This window comes from Sorangiineae bacterium MSr12523 (genome assembly GCA_037157775.1).
In the GTDB taxonomy this organism is placed as follows: domain Bacteria; phylum Myxococcota_A; class Polyangia; order Polyangiales; family Polyangiaceae; genus Pendulispora; species Pendulispora brunnea.
The window spans coordinates 4,018,042-4,032,234 of sequence record CP089982.1 but is presented as its reverse complement, the minus strand read 5'-3'; the positions used below and the strand labels follow the sequence as shown (position 1 = coordinate 4,032,234).

Annotated in this window: 15 protein-coding genes; 10 read left to right on the top strand and 5 right to left on the bottom strand. The window is 66.7% G+C overall.

Going from position 1 to position 14,193, the window contains the following annotated elements:
- The first annotated feature begins 5 nt into the window (after nucleotides 1-5).
- The 4 genes from LZC95_16235 to LZC95_16220 are packed head-to-tail and all read left to right on the top strand — an operon-like array spanning nucleotide 6 to nucleotide 5,045.
- Nucleotides 6-1,004 (top strand): aldo/keto reductase, encoded by a 999-nt coding sequence (locus LZC95_16235; protein ID WXA98373.1) that lies wholly within the window; start codon nucleotides 6-8, stop codon nucleotides 1,002-1,004.
- A complete protein-coding gene (locus tag LZC95_16230; GenBank protein ID WXA98372.1) occupies nucleotides 1,001-1,849 on the top strand; it encodes an amidohydrolase family protein in 849 nt (282 codons plus the stop codon). Before LZC95_16235 ends, LZC95_16230 begins: the two co-directional genes overlap by 4 nt.
- A 48-nt stretch (nucleotides 1,850-1,897) precedes the next feature.
- Nucleotides 1,898-2,899, top strand: coding sequence for a DUF4190 domain-containing protein (locus LZC95_16225; GenBank protein WXA98371.1), 1,002 nt, complete (start codon nucleotides 1,898-1,900; stop codon nucleotides 2,897-2,899).
- Nucleotides 2,900-2,924: 25 nt separating this feature from the next.
- Nucleotides 2,925-5,045, top strand: a complete 2,121-nt coding sequence (locus LZC95_16220) for an amidohydrolase family protein (protein WXA98370.1) — start codon at nucleotides 2,925-2,927, stop codon at nucleotides 5,043-5,045.
- Here the strand turns inward: LZC95_16220 and LZC95_16215 are convergent.
- Entirely contained in the window at nucleotides 5,042-5,950 is a 909-nt protein-coding gene (locus LZC95_16215) for a LysR substrate-binding domain-containing protein (protein ID WXA98369.1), read from the bottom strand. The two genes, LZC95_16220 and LZC95_16215, sit on opposite strands and share 4 nt — an antisense overlap.
- 87 nt (nucleotides 5,951-6,037) lie before the next feature.
- On the opposite strand from LZC95_16215, the gene LZC95_16210 reads away from it, so the two are divergent.
- Nucleotides 6,038-6,487, top strand: a complete 450-nt coding sequence (locus LZC95_16210; GenBank protein ID WXA98368.1) for a DoxX family protein — start codon at nucleotides 6,038-6,040, stop codon at nucleotides 6,485-6,487.
- A 3-nt stretch (nucleotides 6,488-6,490) separates the two neighbouring features.
- Here LZC95_16210 and LZC95_16205 read toward each other — a convergent pair whose 3' ends face one another.
- The 3 genes from LZC95_16205 to rpsB form a co-directional block, all read right to left on the bottom strand.
- Nucleotides 6,491-7,408 (bottom strand): polysaccharide deacetylase family protein, encoded by a 918-nt coding sequence (locus tag LZC95_16205; protein WXA98367.1) that lies wholly within the window; start codon nucleotides 7,406-7,408, stop codon nucleotides 6,491-6,493.
- Nucleotides 7,409-7,428: 20 nt separating this feature from the next.
- On the bottom strand, nucleotides 7,429-8,385 hold the full coding sequence (tsf, locus tag LZC95_16200; GenBank protein WXA98366.1) for a translation elongation factor Ts: 957 nt from the start codon (nucleotides 8,383-8,385) through the stop codon (nucleotides 7,429-7,431).
- Nucleotides 8,386-8,483: 98 nt separating this feature from the next.
- Entirely contained in the window at nucleotides 8,484-9,347 is an 864-nt protein-coding gene (gene rpsB, locus LZC95_16195) for a 30S ribosomal protein S2 (GenBank protein ID WXA98365.1), read from the bottom strand.
- 231 nt (nucleotides 9,348-9,578) lie between these two features.
- Here rpsB and LZC95_16190 point away from each other — a divergent pair, with 231 nt between their 5' ends.
- From LZC95_16190 to LZC95_16170, 5 genes are read left to right on the top strand one after another with little or no spacing between them, the layout of a single operon-like run.
- A complete protein-coding gene (locus LZC95_16190) occupies nucleotides 9,579-10,916 on the top strand; it encodes a hypothetical protein (protein WXA98364.1) in 1,338 nt (445 codons plus the stop codon).
- Between the two features lie 17 nt (nucleotides 10,917-10,933).
- The gene (locus LZC95_16185; GenBank protein WXA98363.1) at nucleotides 10,934-11,098 is read left to right on the top strand and encodes a hypothetical protein; all 165 of its coding nucleotides are present in this window, start codon (nucleotides 10,934-10,936) and stop codon (nucleotides 11,096-11,098) included.
- Nucleotides 11,099-11,125: 27 nt separating this feature from the next.
- Entirely contained in the window at nucleotides 11,126-11,422 is a 297-nt protein-coding gene (gene gatC / locus LZC95_16180; protein ID WXA98362.1) for an Asp-tRNA(Asn)/Glu-tRNA(Gln) amidotransferase subunit GatC, read from the top strand.
- A gap of 3 nt (nucleotides 11,423-11,425) precedes the next feature.
- Nucleotides 11,426-12,895 (top strand): Asp-tRNA(Asn)/Glu-tRNA(Gln) amidotransferase subunit GatA, encoded by a 1,470-nt coding sequence (gene gatA, locus LZC95_16175; protein ID WXA98361.1) that lies wholly within the window; start codon nucleotides 11,426-11,428, stop codon nucleotides 12,893-12,895.
- 1 nt (nucleotide 12,896) lies between these two features.
- The gene (locus LZC95_16170; protein WXA98360.1) at nucleotides 12,897-13,484 is read left to right on the top strand and encodes a GNAT family N-acetyltransferase; all 588 of its coding nucleotides are present in this window, start codon (nucleotides 12,897-12,899) and stop codon (nucleotides 13,482-13,484) included.
- Here the strand turns inward: LZC95_16170 and LZC95_16165 are convergent.
- On the bottom strand, nucleotides 13,475-14,164 hold the full coding sequence (locus LZC95_16165; protein WXA98359.1) for a hypothetical protein: 690 nt from the start codon (nucleotides 14,162-14,164) through the stop codon (nucleotides 13,475-13,477). The genes LZC95_16170 and LZC95_16165 overlap by 10 nt on opposite strands.
- Between the last annotated feature and the right edge of the window lie 29 nt (nucleotides 14,165-14,193).

The following is a 14,193-nucleotide window of genomic DNA, read 5'->3' as shown; positions in this document are numbered from 1 at the left end:
CCACCGTGAAGACCTCGCGCCTTGGAAGAACCACGGTCGACGTGACGGCGCTGGGCTTCGGCTCGGCGTCCATCGCCAACCTGTACTTCGAGGTCTCGCCCGGCGATGCCCGCGAGGCTCTGGAGGCGGCGTGGGCGCACGGTGTTCGCTATTTCGATACGGCGCCGCACTACGGGCTGGGGCTCTCCGAGCAGCGGCTCGGGGCCTTTCTCGCCGGGAAACCGCGCGACGAATTCACCGTGTCCACCAAAGTGGGGCGGCGGCTCGTTCCGAATCCCGGTGCGGGGCCGAACGATACGGATCTCGCGGAGGCGAGCTTCGCGGTGCTGGCAACCTCGAAGCGCGTGTGGGACTTCAGCCGCGACGGAGTGCGGCGATCGCTCGAGTCGTCGCTCGAGCGACTCGGCCTGTCGCGGGTCGACGTGGTGCTCCTGCACGATCCCGACGACCACTGGGAGCAGGCCGTGCGCGAGGGCTACCCTGCCCTCGCCGAGCTTCGCTCCCAAGGCGTGATCGGCGCGATTGGCGTGGGAATGAACCAGTGGCAGATGCCCGCGCGCTTCGTGCGCGAGACCGACGTGGACCTCGTCATGGTCGCCGGGCGGTACACCCTGCTGGAGCAACCGGCACTCGACGAGCTGCTGCCCCTTTGCAGCGAGCGCCATGTCTCGGTGGTGGTGGCGGCCGTGTTCAACTCGGGCATCCTCGCCGAGCCCACGGTGCAGGACAACGCCCGGTACAACTACGCGAATGCACCGGCCGAGCTTCTGAACCGCGCCCGCCACATGGCCGAGATCTGCCAGCGTCACGGCGTGACCTTGCCGCAGGCGGCGATTCAGTTCCCGCTCGGGCACCCGGCCGTGGCGTCCGTCGTGGTGGGCGCCCACTATGCGCCGCAAATCGTCGCCGATGCGGAGATGATCGAGGCGCCCGTGCCGGCCGCCTTGTGGAACGAACTGAAAGAGCGCGGCCTTCTGCGCCAGGATGCACCGGTGCGCACATGAGCACGACCATCATCGACGCACACCATCACGTGTGGGATCTCGGCGTTCGCGATCAGGAATGGATCACGCCAGCGCTCGGAAAAATCCGTCGCAATTTCAGCCTCGCGGACTTGGCACCCCACGCGGCGCAGGCGGGTGTCACGGCGACCGTGCTCGTGCAAACCATTCCCATCGCCGAGGAGACGCCCGAGTTTCTCGCGCTGGCCGCATCGAGCGATCTCGTGGCCGCCGTGACGGGGTGGGTCGATCTGACCGCGCCGTCGGTGCGCGACGATCTGCAACGTTTGCTCGAGGGCCCTGGCGGGGCGGCGCTTCGCGGCATCCGACATCCGGTTCAGGGAGAGCCGGATCCCGAGTGGCTCTGCCGCGAGGATGTGCGCCGCGGGATCGCGGCGGTGGCCGACGCCGGGCTGGTCTACGAGCTCTTGATCCTGCCGCACCAGTTGCCCGCCGCCGAGCGGACGGTCTCGGCGATGCCGCAGGCGCGATTCATCCTGGACCACGGGGCGAAGCCGCCGATTGCCTCGGGGCAGCGCGAGCCCTGGGCCGCCCAGGTGCGAAAGCTGGCAGCCCACCCCAACGTCACGTGCAAGCTTTCCGGCCTCGTGACGGAGGCGGATTGGGGCGCCTGGACCGTGGATTCGCTGCACCCGTACGTGGATACGCTACTCGAAGGATTCGGGCCTTCGCGCATGATGTTCGGCTCGGACTGGCCGGTCTGTCTCCTCGCGGCCGAGTACGCCGAGGTCGTCTCGGCCGCGAAGCAATGGACCGAGGAACTGTCGGCGGCGGAGCGCGATGCCGTGTTCGCCGGCACTGCGCGAAAAATCTATCGACTGGACTGAGCGCACACCTACCTTGTCCCGGACGTCATCCGGACAGATATTGAAGGCATGCAGTCCCCGCCCGAAGCGCCGATTCCTCCGCCGCCAGGGGCTCCTGCCGGTGGGGATGGGAACGGGCCGCCTCCTTACACGGGAGCCGCGCAGTACGGTCCTTATCCGTCCTTTCCGCAGCAGCAACAGGCCTCGTATCCCTCGTATCCTGCGCATGGGCAGCCGGTAGCACCCTACCCGTACTACGGCGCACCCATCCCGAACGAGAGCAAGGCGGTCACGTCGCTGGTGTTCGGGGTGCTCAGCATTTCGTGCATGGGCATCCTGGCGGGGATCCCTGCCGTCGTCCTGGGCCTGCTCGCACGGCGCGACATTGCGCGCTCGGGCGGAGCGCTGGGCGGCAAGGGCATGGCCAATGCGGGCATCGTCCTCGGCGCGTTCACCTCGGTGCTGACGGTGGGCACGATCCTATTCATGGTGGTCGTTCCCCTCGTCATGGGCGGCATGTCCGTGTACTCGTCGCCGTCGATCAGCTCGGCCACCCCGCCGCCGGCCTACAGCGCACCGCCGTATGGCTCGCCCGCGCCAAGCGCTGGCAGCGAGAACGAGAGCTCCACCACGGTCACGCGGGGAGCGCTGCGCGTCATCGAGCCGCACCGCGGCAGTGGCTCGCTCGAGCGGCAACTGATGGACGCTTTTTCCCAGGCCAAGGAGAAGGGCCGGGTCGTGCTCGTCGAGACGGCGGCGCGGGCCTCTTCGGCGTCGCACGAGTTCGATTCGTCCCTTTCCGATCGCCGCATGCAGCGGGCGCTCTCCACGGTCGACATCGTCCGTGTGGACGTGGACGAATTCGAATCCGAGCTCTCCAGCATGCGCATGTACACGGAGGCGGTCCCCTACTTCTACAAGATTGACGCTGCGGCCCGCCCTACGGACGCCATCAGCGCCGACGAGTGGGATGCGAACATCCCGCAGAACATGGCCCCCGTGTTGGAATCCTTCGTCGCAGGCACCCTCCGCAAACGGCGCAGCCCCTCCCCGCTCGGCACGACTTTGTAGCGCGGACTTCGGATACATTCGCGCGATGAGGGAAGACTCATCGCTTTCTCGCCTGCGCGCCAGCGGCGCATTGTTCATGGTGCTAGCTGCATCGTGCCAGAGTGCCCCTTCGCCTGCCCCGCCCGCAGCGGTCCCGCCCAAGGTCGAATCGGCGCCCGTGCCTGCAAAGCGCGAGAGCGCGGCGAAGTACGAGCCCAGCGAGATCGCCGTCTTTCATTTGCACAAGTTCATGAACCGTGTCGGCACCGAGCGCGATACGTACACGAAGAGCGAGGGCGGCGACGTCGAGGGCAAGGCGGCCTTCGCGTTCCAAGATCGAGGAATCACGGTCCCGCTCACGGGCTCGGTCGTCCTCGCGCCGGACGGCACGCCGCGGAGCTACCGTACCTGGGGCGGCACCGCGCGCGGGATGTGGATCGACGAGAGCGTCGTCCGCGACAAAGACAGCTTCACCGTGACGCGCTTGGCGGAGAAGCCGAAGACCGTTTCGGTGCCGGCGCCGTTTGCGATCGCCAATGGTTACGCCCCCATCCTGATGCAAGACGTGCTGCTCCGCGGATGGGCGCGCGCCGGGCGGCCGGCCAAGGTGGCCCTCGTGCCGGAGGGCACGGCATCGATCGAATCGCGCGGCAAGGAGACGTTCGACCTCGAGGGAAAGAAGGTCACCCTCGAGCACGTGAGCGTGCGCGACCTCGTTTGGGGACGCGAGGATGCTTGGCTCGACGATGCTGGGAAGGTCGCTGCGGTGATGACGCGCGATGCCGAGTTCGATCTGTTCGAAGCGGTGCGCGAGGACATGATCGGGCTCTTGCCGACGTTCTTGACCCGCGCCGGTGCAGACGGCGTCGCATGGCTCAGCGAGGCGGCGAAGGGCGCGGTCATTCCGCGCGACGGCCGCGTGGTGGCACTCGTGGGTGCGCAGCTCGTCGACGGCACCGGGCGTCCGCCGGTGAACGATGCCGTCGTCGTGTACGATGGCGAGAAGATCGTCGCCGCAGGACCGCGCTCGTCCACCAAGATTCCCGCGGGCGCGGTCACCGTGGACGTGACCGGCAAGACCGTGCTTCCCGGCCTCTGGGACATGCACGCGCACTACGAGCAAGTCGAGTGGAGCGCGGCGTACCTCGCGGCGGGCGTGACGACGATCCGCGACATGGGCAATGTGCTCGAGTTCATCACGGGCGCGCGCGACTCCATTGCCAGCGGCAAAGGTGTGGGCCCGCAGATCATCGTCGATGGCCTGGTCGACGGCGAGGGCCCGCGCTCGCTCGGCGTGCTGCGCATCAAGAGCACGGAGGACATCGGCCCCATGCTCGACCGGCTGCAGAAGGCCGGCTGCCCCGAGGTGAAGATCTACTCGAGCATGCCCCCTGCTCTCGTGAAGCCCATCGCCGTCGAGGCGCACCGGCGAGGTATGCGCGTCGTGGGGCACGTCCCCGAGGGCATGGACGTCGTGCAAGCTTTGGAGGCGGGCTACGACGGCATCAGCCATATCAGCTATCCCTTCTCGCCGCTCTACAAGCCGGGCGAGATGCGCAACCTTTCGCCCGCCGCGCGCCTGGGACGCATCGCCGACGCAGACCTTTCGGGCCCGGTTCTCCAAAAGGTGATTCGCACGTTTGCCGCGAAGAAGGCCTTTCTCGACGATACGGTGGCACTCTACGAACTGGGCAACCATACGCGCGAAGCGCTCGCCCAGCGTGAACCGGGCCTCGCCAAACTGCCGCGCGAGCTCGCGGTGATGCGCATCGAGGCGCCGTCCGACGAGCTGACGCCGCTGCGGGAGCGCTATTTCGAGAAGCACCTCGCGATGGTGCGCGAGCTTCACCGTGCGGGCGTGCCCATCCTCGCCGGCACCGATCAGGCGGTGCCGGGACATTCGCTGCACCGCGAGCTCGAGCTCTACGTGCAGGCGGGCTTCACGCCGATGGAGGCCATCCAAGCGGCGACGAGTCTCCCCGCGAAGGTGATGCACCTCGATGGCCAAGTGGGCACCATCCAGCCCGGCAAGCGCGCAGATCTCATCGTGGTCGCCGGCGATCCGCTCCGCGATATCCACGACATCCGCAAGATCACGACGGTGATCACGCGAGGCCGCACCTACGACCCGGCGGCACTCTGGAAGCTCGTCGGCTTTACACCCTAGCGGCCATTGACGCGGCGGCCTTTGGCGGCGAAGGCGTCGAGCACGAAGTCGCGGAAGGCGCGCACCTTGGGCGGTAGGAAACGCCCGCCTTGGTGCATGAGGTAGATGGCCGCGCCGAAGAGGCGGTACGACTTGAGCACCCAGACGAGCGTGCCCTCCTCGAGCTCACGCCGCACGGAGTTGATCGGCAACACGGCGATCCCGGCACCGGCGAGCGCGAGCTCCTTGACGAAGTTCATGTCGGAGGCCGCAATGCTCGGCTGCAAACGAATGTCCGTGACGGGCCCTTTGCCGTCTGCCCGTTGAAACGGCAAGGGATGCTGCGCGCACTCGTACTGCATCAAAACGACGCGGTGCTTGGTCAGATCGGCGGGCTGCCGGGGGGCAGGCATCTCGGCGAAATAGGCCGGCGAGCCCACGGTGGCACCCTCGATGTCGAACAGCTTGTGCGCGATGAGCGGCGAGTCGGGCAGCTTCGCATGCACGCGAAATGCAACATCGAGGTGTTCGCTCTCGAAATCGAGAAGCTTCTGGGCGATGACCAAATCGAGAAGCACCTCGGGAAACCGCCGATTGAATGCTGCAATATGGGGAGCGAGCACGCTGCCGAATTCGGGCGGCGCCGTGACCCGCAGCTTGCCGCTCGGCGCCGCGTGCGACTGACGCACGGCTGTGTTGGCGTCACCGAGCAGCTCGAGGATCTGCCCCACGCGCTGGCGGTAGGCCACACCATCGTCCGTGGGCTCCACCAGGCGCGGGCTTCGGCGCAAGAGCGACACGTCGAGCGATTGCTCGAGGCGCGCAATGCGCCGGCTCACCGTGGCTTTGCTCTCGCCGAGAAGCTGCGACGCCGCCGTGAGCGAGCGCAGATCCGCCACCAGGCAGAAGGCGCGCAGGTCCAACACGTCGGCAACGAGTGTTTCAGATTCTGCAACATGATGTTTCGAAGCGGCCGCTTGTCGCACAAATTGCAACGTACCATCTTCCGGCCTATGAACAACGTCATCGCAGAAGGCGTCGGGAACCACGATGCCGCGGCCCAGAGCACGGGACAGCGCTACCTCGTTCCGGTGGGCCGCGTGTTCTTCTCCCTGATTTTCCTCATGTCGGGCCCGAACCATTTCTCGGCACAGGCCATCGGCTACGCGGCCGCGGCCGGCGTTCCGCTCGCGAGCGTCGCGGTGCCGCTGTCGGGCATCATTGCCTTCGTCGGAGGCCTCAGCATTGCGCTCGGCTACAAGGCCAAGTGGGGCGCGTGGCTGATTGCCCTCTTCCTCGTGCCGGTCACCCTCTCGCTGCACAACTTCTGGGCCTTCACCGACCCGATGCAGCAGCAGATCCACATGGCCATGTTCATGAAGAACATCTCCATGCTCGGCACAGCGCTCTTCATCACGCAGGTCGGCTCCGGGCCGCTCAGCCTAGACGCCCGCAAGAAGTAAACTCTAGGAGAATGCGGCCGCAGCTTCGCGCAACGTCACGAAGGAATAGCCGGCGTTGCGCAGCGTATCGAACGCCGCATGCAGCGATTCGAGCTTGCGCTCGCGGCTCACGCGCACGTCGGGCTGGTACGGCAGCAGCGCATCGAGTCCGTCGCCCGCATCGAGAACGTCGATGCCGTGAAGCTCCAGGTTGACCAGCGGCATCCCAACGCACATGCGCGTGAGCATGCGTGCGCGCGCCGGCCCTGCCAGCGTGATCGACGTGCCGATGACCGGCAGCCGCAAGCCGCGCGTCACTTGAACGGGCAGCTCGAGAACCCCCTCTTGCGCCGGCTTCCAATAGGGAACGCCGGCCCGGTAGGGCTGCACCGGTGCGGTGAGCACGCGCGGCGTGTCGAGCACCGAGTGGCTCGTGCGCCCGCGCAGCCGGATCATGCCCAGCGCCGCCGCCTTGGCCGCGTAGTACGCGGGGCACGGAAACACCGAGGAGTCGTAGGTCACCTCGAGCTCGCGCAGCACCGAGAACACTTGGTCGGTGATGGTGTAGCCCGGCGCTCGAAAGCCGACGGGCCGCTCGCCGGTGGCCCGCTCGATGGCATCGGCACCCGCGCCAATCTGGTGAGCAATCTCCGCGCGCTCGAGGCGCGTCAAATCGTAGCGGTGATCCAGCGTGTGGTTGGCCATCTCGTGGCCGGCTTCGCGCGCTTGGCGAAGCTTCGTCGCCGACTCGGGGCGCGCTAGATCGGAGCCAATGGCAAACAAAGTCAAAGGCATGCCACCTGCGGCCGCCATCGCCAGCAAGCGATCGATGGCGACGTCGTAGACAGCATGCCTCGACAACGGGCCCGGCTCCCCGAGCCCGTGGATTCGGAAGTAATTCGGGATCTCGTCGAGATCCACGCTGACCGCGCAGAGCTTCACTCGAGATCCCGAATGGCGTTTCAGCCGGCGGTCATCTTGGCCACTTCGGCCGCGAGATCGTCGGTCTTCTTCTCGATGCCCTCACCCAGCGCGAAGCGCACGAACTCGTGCACCTTCACCTCGCCGCCGAGCGCCTTGCCGACTTCGGCGCGGACTGCGTCGATGGTGCCCTTCTCGGGCGCCCAGACGTTGTCCTGACCGAGCAGCGTCACCTCGGTGTACCACTTGGCAACCTTGCCCTCGATGATCTTGGGCCACGAAGCTTCCGGCTTCGGCTTGGCTTCCTCGCGGAGCTGGGCCTCGTAGATCTCCTTCTGCTTCGCCACCTGCGCCTCGGAGATCTCCTCCTTGCGCACGACCAGCGGGCTCATGGCCGCGATCTGCATCGCGACGTTCTCGACGAACTGCTTGAAGTCCGCCGAGTTGCGGCCTGCCGCATTCGGGGCCTCGGCGCGCACGAGAACGGCGAGCTTGCCGCCCATGTGCACGTAGGCGAGAACGAGCTCGTTCGCGCTCGCGGCCTTGAGCACGTCCCAACGACGAACGACGGTGTTCTCACCGGTCTTGCCGACCAGCGCGAGACGAACCGTGTCCAGCGTGTCGTCCGTGCCGGGCACCTTCGTCGCGAGCAGCGCCGAGGCGTCCGCCGCGGTGGGGCGCTGCGCCGACTGCGCGAGCTCCACGACCTTGCCGACGAAGTTGCGGAAGTCGTCGCCACGGGCAACGAAGTCCGTCTGGCAGTTGACTTCGACGATGATGCCGCGCGTGCCGTCGCCCTCGACCCAGGTGCGCACTTCGCCCTCGGTCGCGACCTTGCCGGCGCGGGCCTGGCCCTTGAGCAGACCCTTCTTCTGGATGACCTCGATGGCCTTTTCCAGGTCGCCCTCCGCCTCCACGAGCGCGCTCTTGCAGTCGCTCATTCCGGCTTGGGTGCGCTCACGTAGTTCCTTTATCAATGCGAGTGAAATCTCGGCCATCTTCCGAATCTCCATGCCCCCCCTGCGGGAGGGTGATCGATCAAAATTTCGAGACGGGGCGGGGGGCGCCGTTCACGTCAGCCGCCCCCCAGCCTTCCTCAGTTCGGGGCGCCGCCGTCGCGACGCGTGTCACCACGCTCACCGCGCTCACCGCCGCGGCGGCCGCTCTGGTAAACGTCGGCTGCCGGAGCGCGACCGCGCTCCTCGCCCTCACGGCCCACGGTGTCCTTGCGGCGCTGCGCACCTTCGAGGACCGCGTCGGCGAGACGGGCGGTGATGAGGCGGATCGAGCGGATCGCATCGTCGTTGCCCGGGATCGGGTAGTCGATGAGATCGGGATCGCAGTTCGTGTCCGCGATGGCCACGAGCGGGATCTGCAGCTTCTTCGCCTCTTGCACGGCGATGACTTCCTTCGCCGGGTCGATGATGAAGACCGCGCTGGGCAAGGAGCCCATGTTCTTCAGACCACCGACGTACTTCTCGAAGCGCTCACGCTCCTTCTCGAGGCGCGACACTTCCTTCTTCGGCAGCTGCAAGTACGTGCCGTCGTCCTTCATGCGCTCCAACTGACGCATGCGATCGAGGCCCTGCTTGATGGTGCGGAAGTTGGTGAGCGTGCCGCCGAGCCAGCGATTGACGACGTAGAACGAGCCCGAGCGGGTGGCTTCCTCTTGCACGATTTCCTGCGCCTGGCGCTTGGTGCCGATCATGAGGAGGTGGCCGCCGCGGCCGACGGTCTCTTGCACGAAGTTGAACGCGCGCTGGAAGAGGCGGGCCGTCTGGTCGAGGTCGATGATGTGGATGCCGTTGCGCGCACCGTAGATGTACGGGCGCATTTTCGGATTCCAGCGCTTGGTCTGGTGCCCAAAGTGGACGCCTGCGTCCAGCAGGGCCTTGAGCGGGAGGGGAAAATCACCGCGGAGTTGGGGCAGACCTTGGGCGTTGATCGATTCTTGGGTCATTGAGAGCGCTTCCTTTCGGTTGAGCCGCCGCTCTTCGCCCGAGGCCAGCGTTGGTTTTGCTAGAACCAGCGCACCGGGCCACGGATTTGCGCATGAAGAGCGTGAGGAGTGGGTGCCCTTTCGGGCGGAAATAGCGGCGGCACCCTGACGCAGCGCACCCTCGAAGTCAAGCAAAACTGGTGACAACCGGCTTGAGGGGAGATGGCGGACGCGGCTACCGTAGCGTGCATCATGCGAGTCCCCTCCTCTTCTCTGGTTCTTGCGCTGGCGTTCGCCCCTCTTGCGGTCCGTGCCGTCGCGGCATGCGGAGGCGACTCCAGCCCGCCCCCGACGACCCCCGCCATGGCGCCCGAAACGGCGACCACCGCGTCCGCCCCACCGCCCCCCGCACCGAAGCCCGTCGGGCCCGATTCGTCGGGAAAGACCTCGGCCGCCGAGGGCACCTTCGACTACGAAGTGGAATTTCTGCGCAAGTACGGCACCGTCGAGGTGCTCGAGGCGCCCAACGGCGGACGCGTGGCCATCTCGCCCACGTACCAAGGCCGCGTGATGACCAGCGCCGTCGGAGGCACCGAGAAGAGCATCGGCTGGGTGAACCACAAGTTCATCGAGGAAAAGAAAACCGGGGCGGCCTTCGACAACTACGGTGGCGAAGATCGCTTTTGGCTCGGCCCCGAGGGCGGGCAGTTCGCGCTCTTCTTCGCACCGGGCTCCGAGTTCAATCTGACGAAGTGGCAAACGCCCGCGGCCTTGCAAGAGGGCGCGTGGACGGTTGCCGAGAAGACGCCGACGCGCGTGGTCTTCAAGCGCAACCTCACCTTGAAGAACTACAAGGGAACGGAGTTTTCCCTCGAGGTGGAGCGCACGATCGATCTGCTGAGCGCAGGCGACGTGGAGAAACTCGCGGGCACGAAGCCCGGCGAGGGCGTGAAGTGGGTGGGCTTCTCCACGACGAACAAGATCACCAACACGGGCGCGAAGCCGTGGACGAAAGAGGCCGGGCTTCTCAGCGTGTGGATCCTCGGGCAATTCAACCCGGCGCCCGATGCCTACGTCGTGGTGCCGTTCGAGGCCGCGGCGAAGGGTGAGGTCGTGAACGATCGCTACTTCGGCAAGGTGCCCGCCGATCGCCTGGCGAACGACTCCAAGGATGGGTATCTGCGCTTCAAGGCGGACGGGCAGCACCGGAGCAAGATTGGCCTGGGCCCCTCCCGCGCGAAGAACGTGCTCGGCAGCTATGCGGAGTCGCTCAAACTTCTCACGGTGGTCTCGTACGACAAGCCGAAGTCGAACGACTACGTGAACAGCATGTGGGAGAAGCAGAAGGCCCCCTACGGCGGCGACGTCGTCAACAGCTACAACGACGGGCCGACGGATCCCGGAAAGCCGTCGCTCGGCGGGTTCTACGAGCTGGAGACCTCCTCCCCGGCCGCCGCACTCGCGCCGAAGGCCTCCTTGGTGCACACGAGCCGCACGTTCCACTTCGTCGGGGATCGCACCGCGCTCGACCCGATTGCGAAGAAGGCGCTCAATGCGAGCTTGGCGAAGGTGGCGGAAGGGATTCACTAGCTGCTAATCAGGCGGACATGCATCGCATCGCCGTCGTGCTCCTTGCGTTGATCTCGTTGGCTGCCCTGGCGGCCGCATGCGGAGGGGCGCCCCCCATGCCGAAGGGCCCCCCGCCCGAGTACGAGGAGCACGACGCCGGCACACCGATTTTCGAAGGGCAAACGCCTTCGCCGGCGCGTTAGCTCGTGTGATACGCTGCGCGCAATCCTATGACGACACGCATCGATCGCGCGCAGGTGGAGCACATTGCTCAGCTTGCATCGCTTGTTTTGGCGGATGACGAGACGGAGCGCCTCACGCGCGAGCTCGCCGAGATGGTGCGGTACGTCGAAGAGTTGAACGAACTGGACACGTCGAACGTGGAGCCGACGGCGTACGTACAACTGGAGCGCAGCGAGTTGCGCGGCGACGCGGTCGAGGCTTCGTTGCAGCGGGACGAAACGCTGGCGCAGGCGCCGCAGTCGGCCCACGGTGGCTTTGCCGTCCCCACGTTCGTGGAGAACTGACCCATGGCAAGCCACGACGAGGTGATTGCGATCGCCGAACGGGTTCGCTCGGGCGAGACGAGTGCGCTGGACGTGACCCAGGCCGCGCTGGCGGGCATCGAGGCGAAGAACGGCAGGTTGAACGCGTTCCTGACGGTGTCGCACGAGAGCGCGCTCGATCAGGCACGCGCGGTCGATGCAAAGCGCGCCCGCGGAGAGAAACTGGGCCCCCTCGCCGGCGTTCCCATTGGGATCAAGGATGCGTTGTGCACGCGCGGGGTGGTGACCACCGCAGCGTCGAAGATCCTCCAGGGTTACGTCCCACCGTACGATGCGACCGTGGTGGCGCGGCTGCGCGCGGCCGATGCGATCATCATCGGCAAGACGAACATGGACGAGTTCGCGATGGGCTCGTCGAACGAAAACAGCGCGTACGGTCCGGTGAAGAATCCGTGGGATCCGGAGCGCACGCCGGGCGGCTCGTCCGGCGGAAGCGCGGCGGCGGTGGCAGCACGCATGGTGAGCGCCACGCTGGGAAGCGATACCGGTGGCTCGATCCGGCAGCCCGCGGCGTTGACGGGAACCGTGGGCATCAAGCCGACGTACGGGCGCGTATCGCGCTTCGGGCTCATCGCCTTCGCGTCGAGCCTCGATCAAGTGGGCCCCTTCGCCACGGACGTGCGTGGCGCGGCGCGCGTGCTCGGGGTCATCTCCGGCAAGGATTCGAAGGACGCGACCTCGCTGGGCGCGCCGGTGGACGACTACGAGGGCGCGTGCGGCAAGTCCGTCAAAGGACTGCGCATCGGCGTCCCCGCCGAGTACTTCGCCAAGGGGCTCGATCCCGAGGTGGAGGCGAGCATCCGCGCGGCCATTTCCGAGCTGGAGGCCGAAGGCTGCGTCGTGCGCCCGGTGAAGCTTCCGCACACGCGCTACGCCTTGGCGACGTATTACATCATCGCGGACGCGGAGGCCTCGAGCAACCTGGCGCGCTTCGACGGCGTTCGCTACGGCCTTCGCGTGGAGCCTTCGGGGCCGGGCAAAGCCGACCTCAAGGCCATGTACGGCGCCACGCGCGATGCGGGCTTCGGCACCGAAGTGAAGCGGCGCATTCTGCTCGGCACCTTCGTGCTCTCGGCGGGGTATTACGATGCGTATTACTTGAAGGCGCAGAAGGTCCGGACCTTGATCCGCCGCGACTTCGAGGAGGCGTTCCGCGAGGTCGACGTCATCTGTTCGCCGACGTCGCCGACACCCGCGTTTCGCCTGGGCGAGAAGGTGGACGATCCCCTCGCCATGTATTTGAACGACGTCTACACGCTCCCCGCGAGCCTCGCGGGCATTCCGGGCTGCAGCGTCCCGGCCAAACCGACGGCATCGGGGCTCCCGGTGGGCCTGCAGATCGTCGCGCCCTGGCTCGAGGAATCGAAGATGTTTTCGGTGGCCGCCGCCTTCGAGGCGCGTTCGCCGGGCTTGGTGCCGCCGCAGGCCTCCTGACATGGTGAGCGTCGTCCCGCTCGATGCGGCCCATCTCGAAGGGTGGGCCGCCCTGTTCGAGGCGTGCCACTGTTCCTGTTACTGCCGCTATTGGCATTTCATCGGCACGACGAACGACTGGCTCGCACGCACCGCCTTCTCCGCCGACGTGAACCGCAACGAGCACGAGCAAGCGCTGCTCGCAGGCGATCCGGCCGCACGCGGGTTGGTGGCGCTTGCCGGCGACGCCGTCGTCGGCTGGATGAAGCTCGTCCCGCGCACGAGCGTGACCAAGCTGCGCAAAGGCCGCGTCTACGGGGCGCTGGATCTCGGTGCAGACGAAGGCGTCTACAGCATCGGGTGCTTTCTCGTGCACCCGGAGCATCGCGAAAAGGGCGTGGCCCGCGCCCTCGTTCGAGGCGCGGACGACGCCGTACGCGCGTGGGGCGGGCGCGCCGTCGAAGCGTACCCGCGACGATCCCACGACGAGCTCCGGCCCGAGGAAGTGTGGATGGGGCCGGAGCAGATCTACATCGATGCAGGATACACGCACGTCGCCGGGGAGCCGCCCTACCCCGTTTATCGGAAAGAGTTGAACACTCAGGGATAGTGCACGCGCGACTGCGAGGTGCCGTTGTGGCATCCGTTGCAATTGCCATTGAAGGGCGACGAGTTCATCTGCACGCTGCCCGTTGCGTCGCGCGCGCCGACGTGACCGCCGCCGTTGTTCGGCTGTCCTGCGAAGAAGAAGTTGCCATCCGCGTCGCTATGCGTGCTCGCCGCGACGCCGTTCACGACGAGGCGGACCTCCACGGCCTTCGCGGGTACCTTGCCCGCCACGTCCGAATACACGGTGCCGGCGAACAGAAATGCAGGGGCCTTGGCACCGTCGTGGCATTCGAAGCACCCGCGGCCGGCGGGGTTCTGGTTGCCGAAAAGGCCGCTCGCGTGCCCGGCATTGCGCGAGGATTTTCCGGTCTCGTTCACGTACGGCGGGGCGTCGGCAAACACCCCGCCTCCGCCCGGCGACCCTCCATCTTCGACGCCCGCATCCGTCTCCGTCCCCGCGTCCTCGGTCTGGCCGGGATTCTCTCCGCCCGGCGGCGGCTGATTGCCCGGACGACCTCCTCCCCCACCACCTGGTGGCGGTGACTTACCGCCTGCATCGTTCGTGTCCGACGTGCCGCTGTCGTTTCCCGAGGCGCATGCGGCCATCGCTGAAACACCTGCGATCCCCAACGTCGCGGTGAGAAGAAGGGTTTTCCAGTCCATGAACCACGGCATGACCATGATCCGTGCCATCGGGCCTCTGCGTCATT

Excerpts from the sequence above, each read along its gene's own strand:
- LZC95_16230 (WXA98372.1), top strand. The coding sequence starts at position 1,001 with ATGAGCACGACCATCATCGACGCACACCATCACGTGTGGGATCTCGGC.
- LZC95_16225 (WXA98371.1), top strand. The coding sequence starts at position 1,898 with ATGCAGTCCCCGCCCGAAGCGCCGATTCCTCCGCCGCCAGGGGCTCCT.
- LZC95_16220 (WXA98370.1), top strand. The coding sequence starts at position 2,925 with ATGAGGGAAGACTCATCGCTTTCTCGCCTGCGCGCCAGCGGCGCATTG.
- LZC95_16210 (WXA98368.1), top strand. The coding sequence starts at position 6,038 with ATGAACAACGTCATCGCAGAAGGCGTCGGGAACCACGATGCCGCGGCC.
- tsf (WXA98366.1), bottom strand. The coding sequence starts at position 8,385 with ATGGCCGAGATTTCACTCGCATTGATAAAGGAACTACGTGAGCGCACC.
- rpsB (WXA98365.1), bottom strand. The coding sequence starts at position 9,347 with ATGACCCAAGAATCGATCAACGCCCAAGGTCTGCCCCAACTCCGCGGT.
- LZC95_16190 (WXA98364.1), top strand. The coding sequence starts at position 9,579 with ATGCGAGTCCCCTCCTCTTCTCTGGTTCTTGCGCTGGCGTTCGCCCCT.
- LZC95_16185 (WXA98363.1), top strand. The coding sequence starts at position 10,934 with ATGCATCGCATCGCCGTCGTGCTCCTTGCGTTGATCTCGTTGGCTGCC.
- gatC (WXA98362.1), top strand. The coding sequence starts at position 11,126 with ATGACGACACGCATCGATCGCGCGCAGGTGGAGCACATTGCTCAGCTT.
- gatA (WXA98361.1), top strand. The coding sequence starts at position 11,426 with ATGGCAAGCCACGACGAGGTGATTGCGATCGCCGAACGGGTTCGCTCG.
- LZC95_16170 (WXA98360.1), top strand. The coding sequence starts at position 12,897 with ATGGTGAGCGTCGTCCCGCTCGATGCGGCCCATCTCGAAGGGTGGGCC.
- LZC95_16165 (WXA98359.1), bottom strand. The coding sequence starts at position 14,164 with ATGGTCATGCCGTGGTTCATGGACTGGAAAACCCTTCTTCTCACCGCG.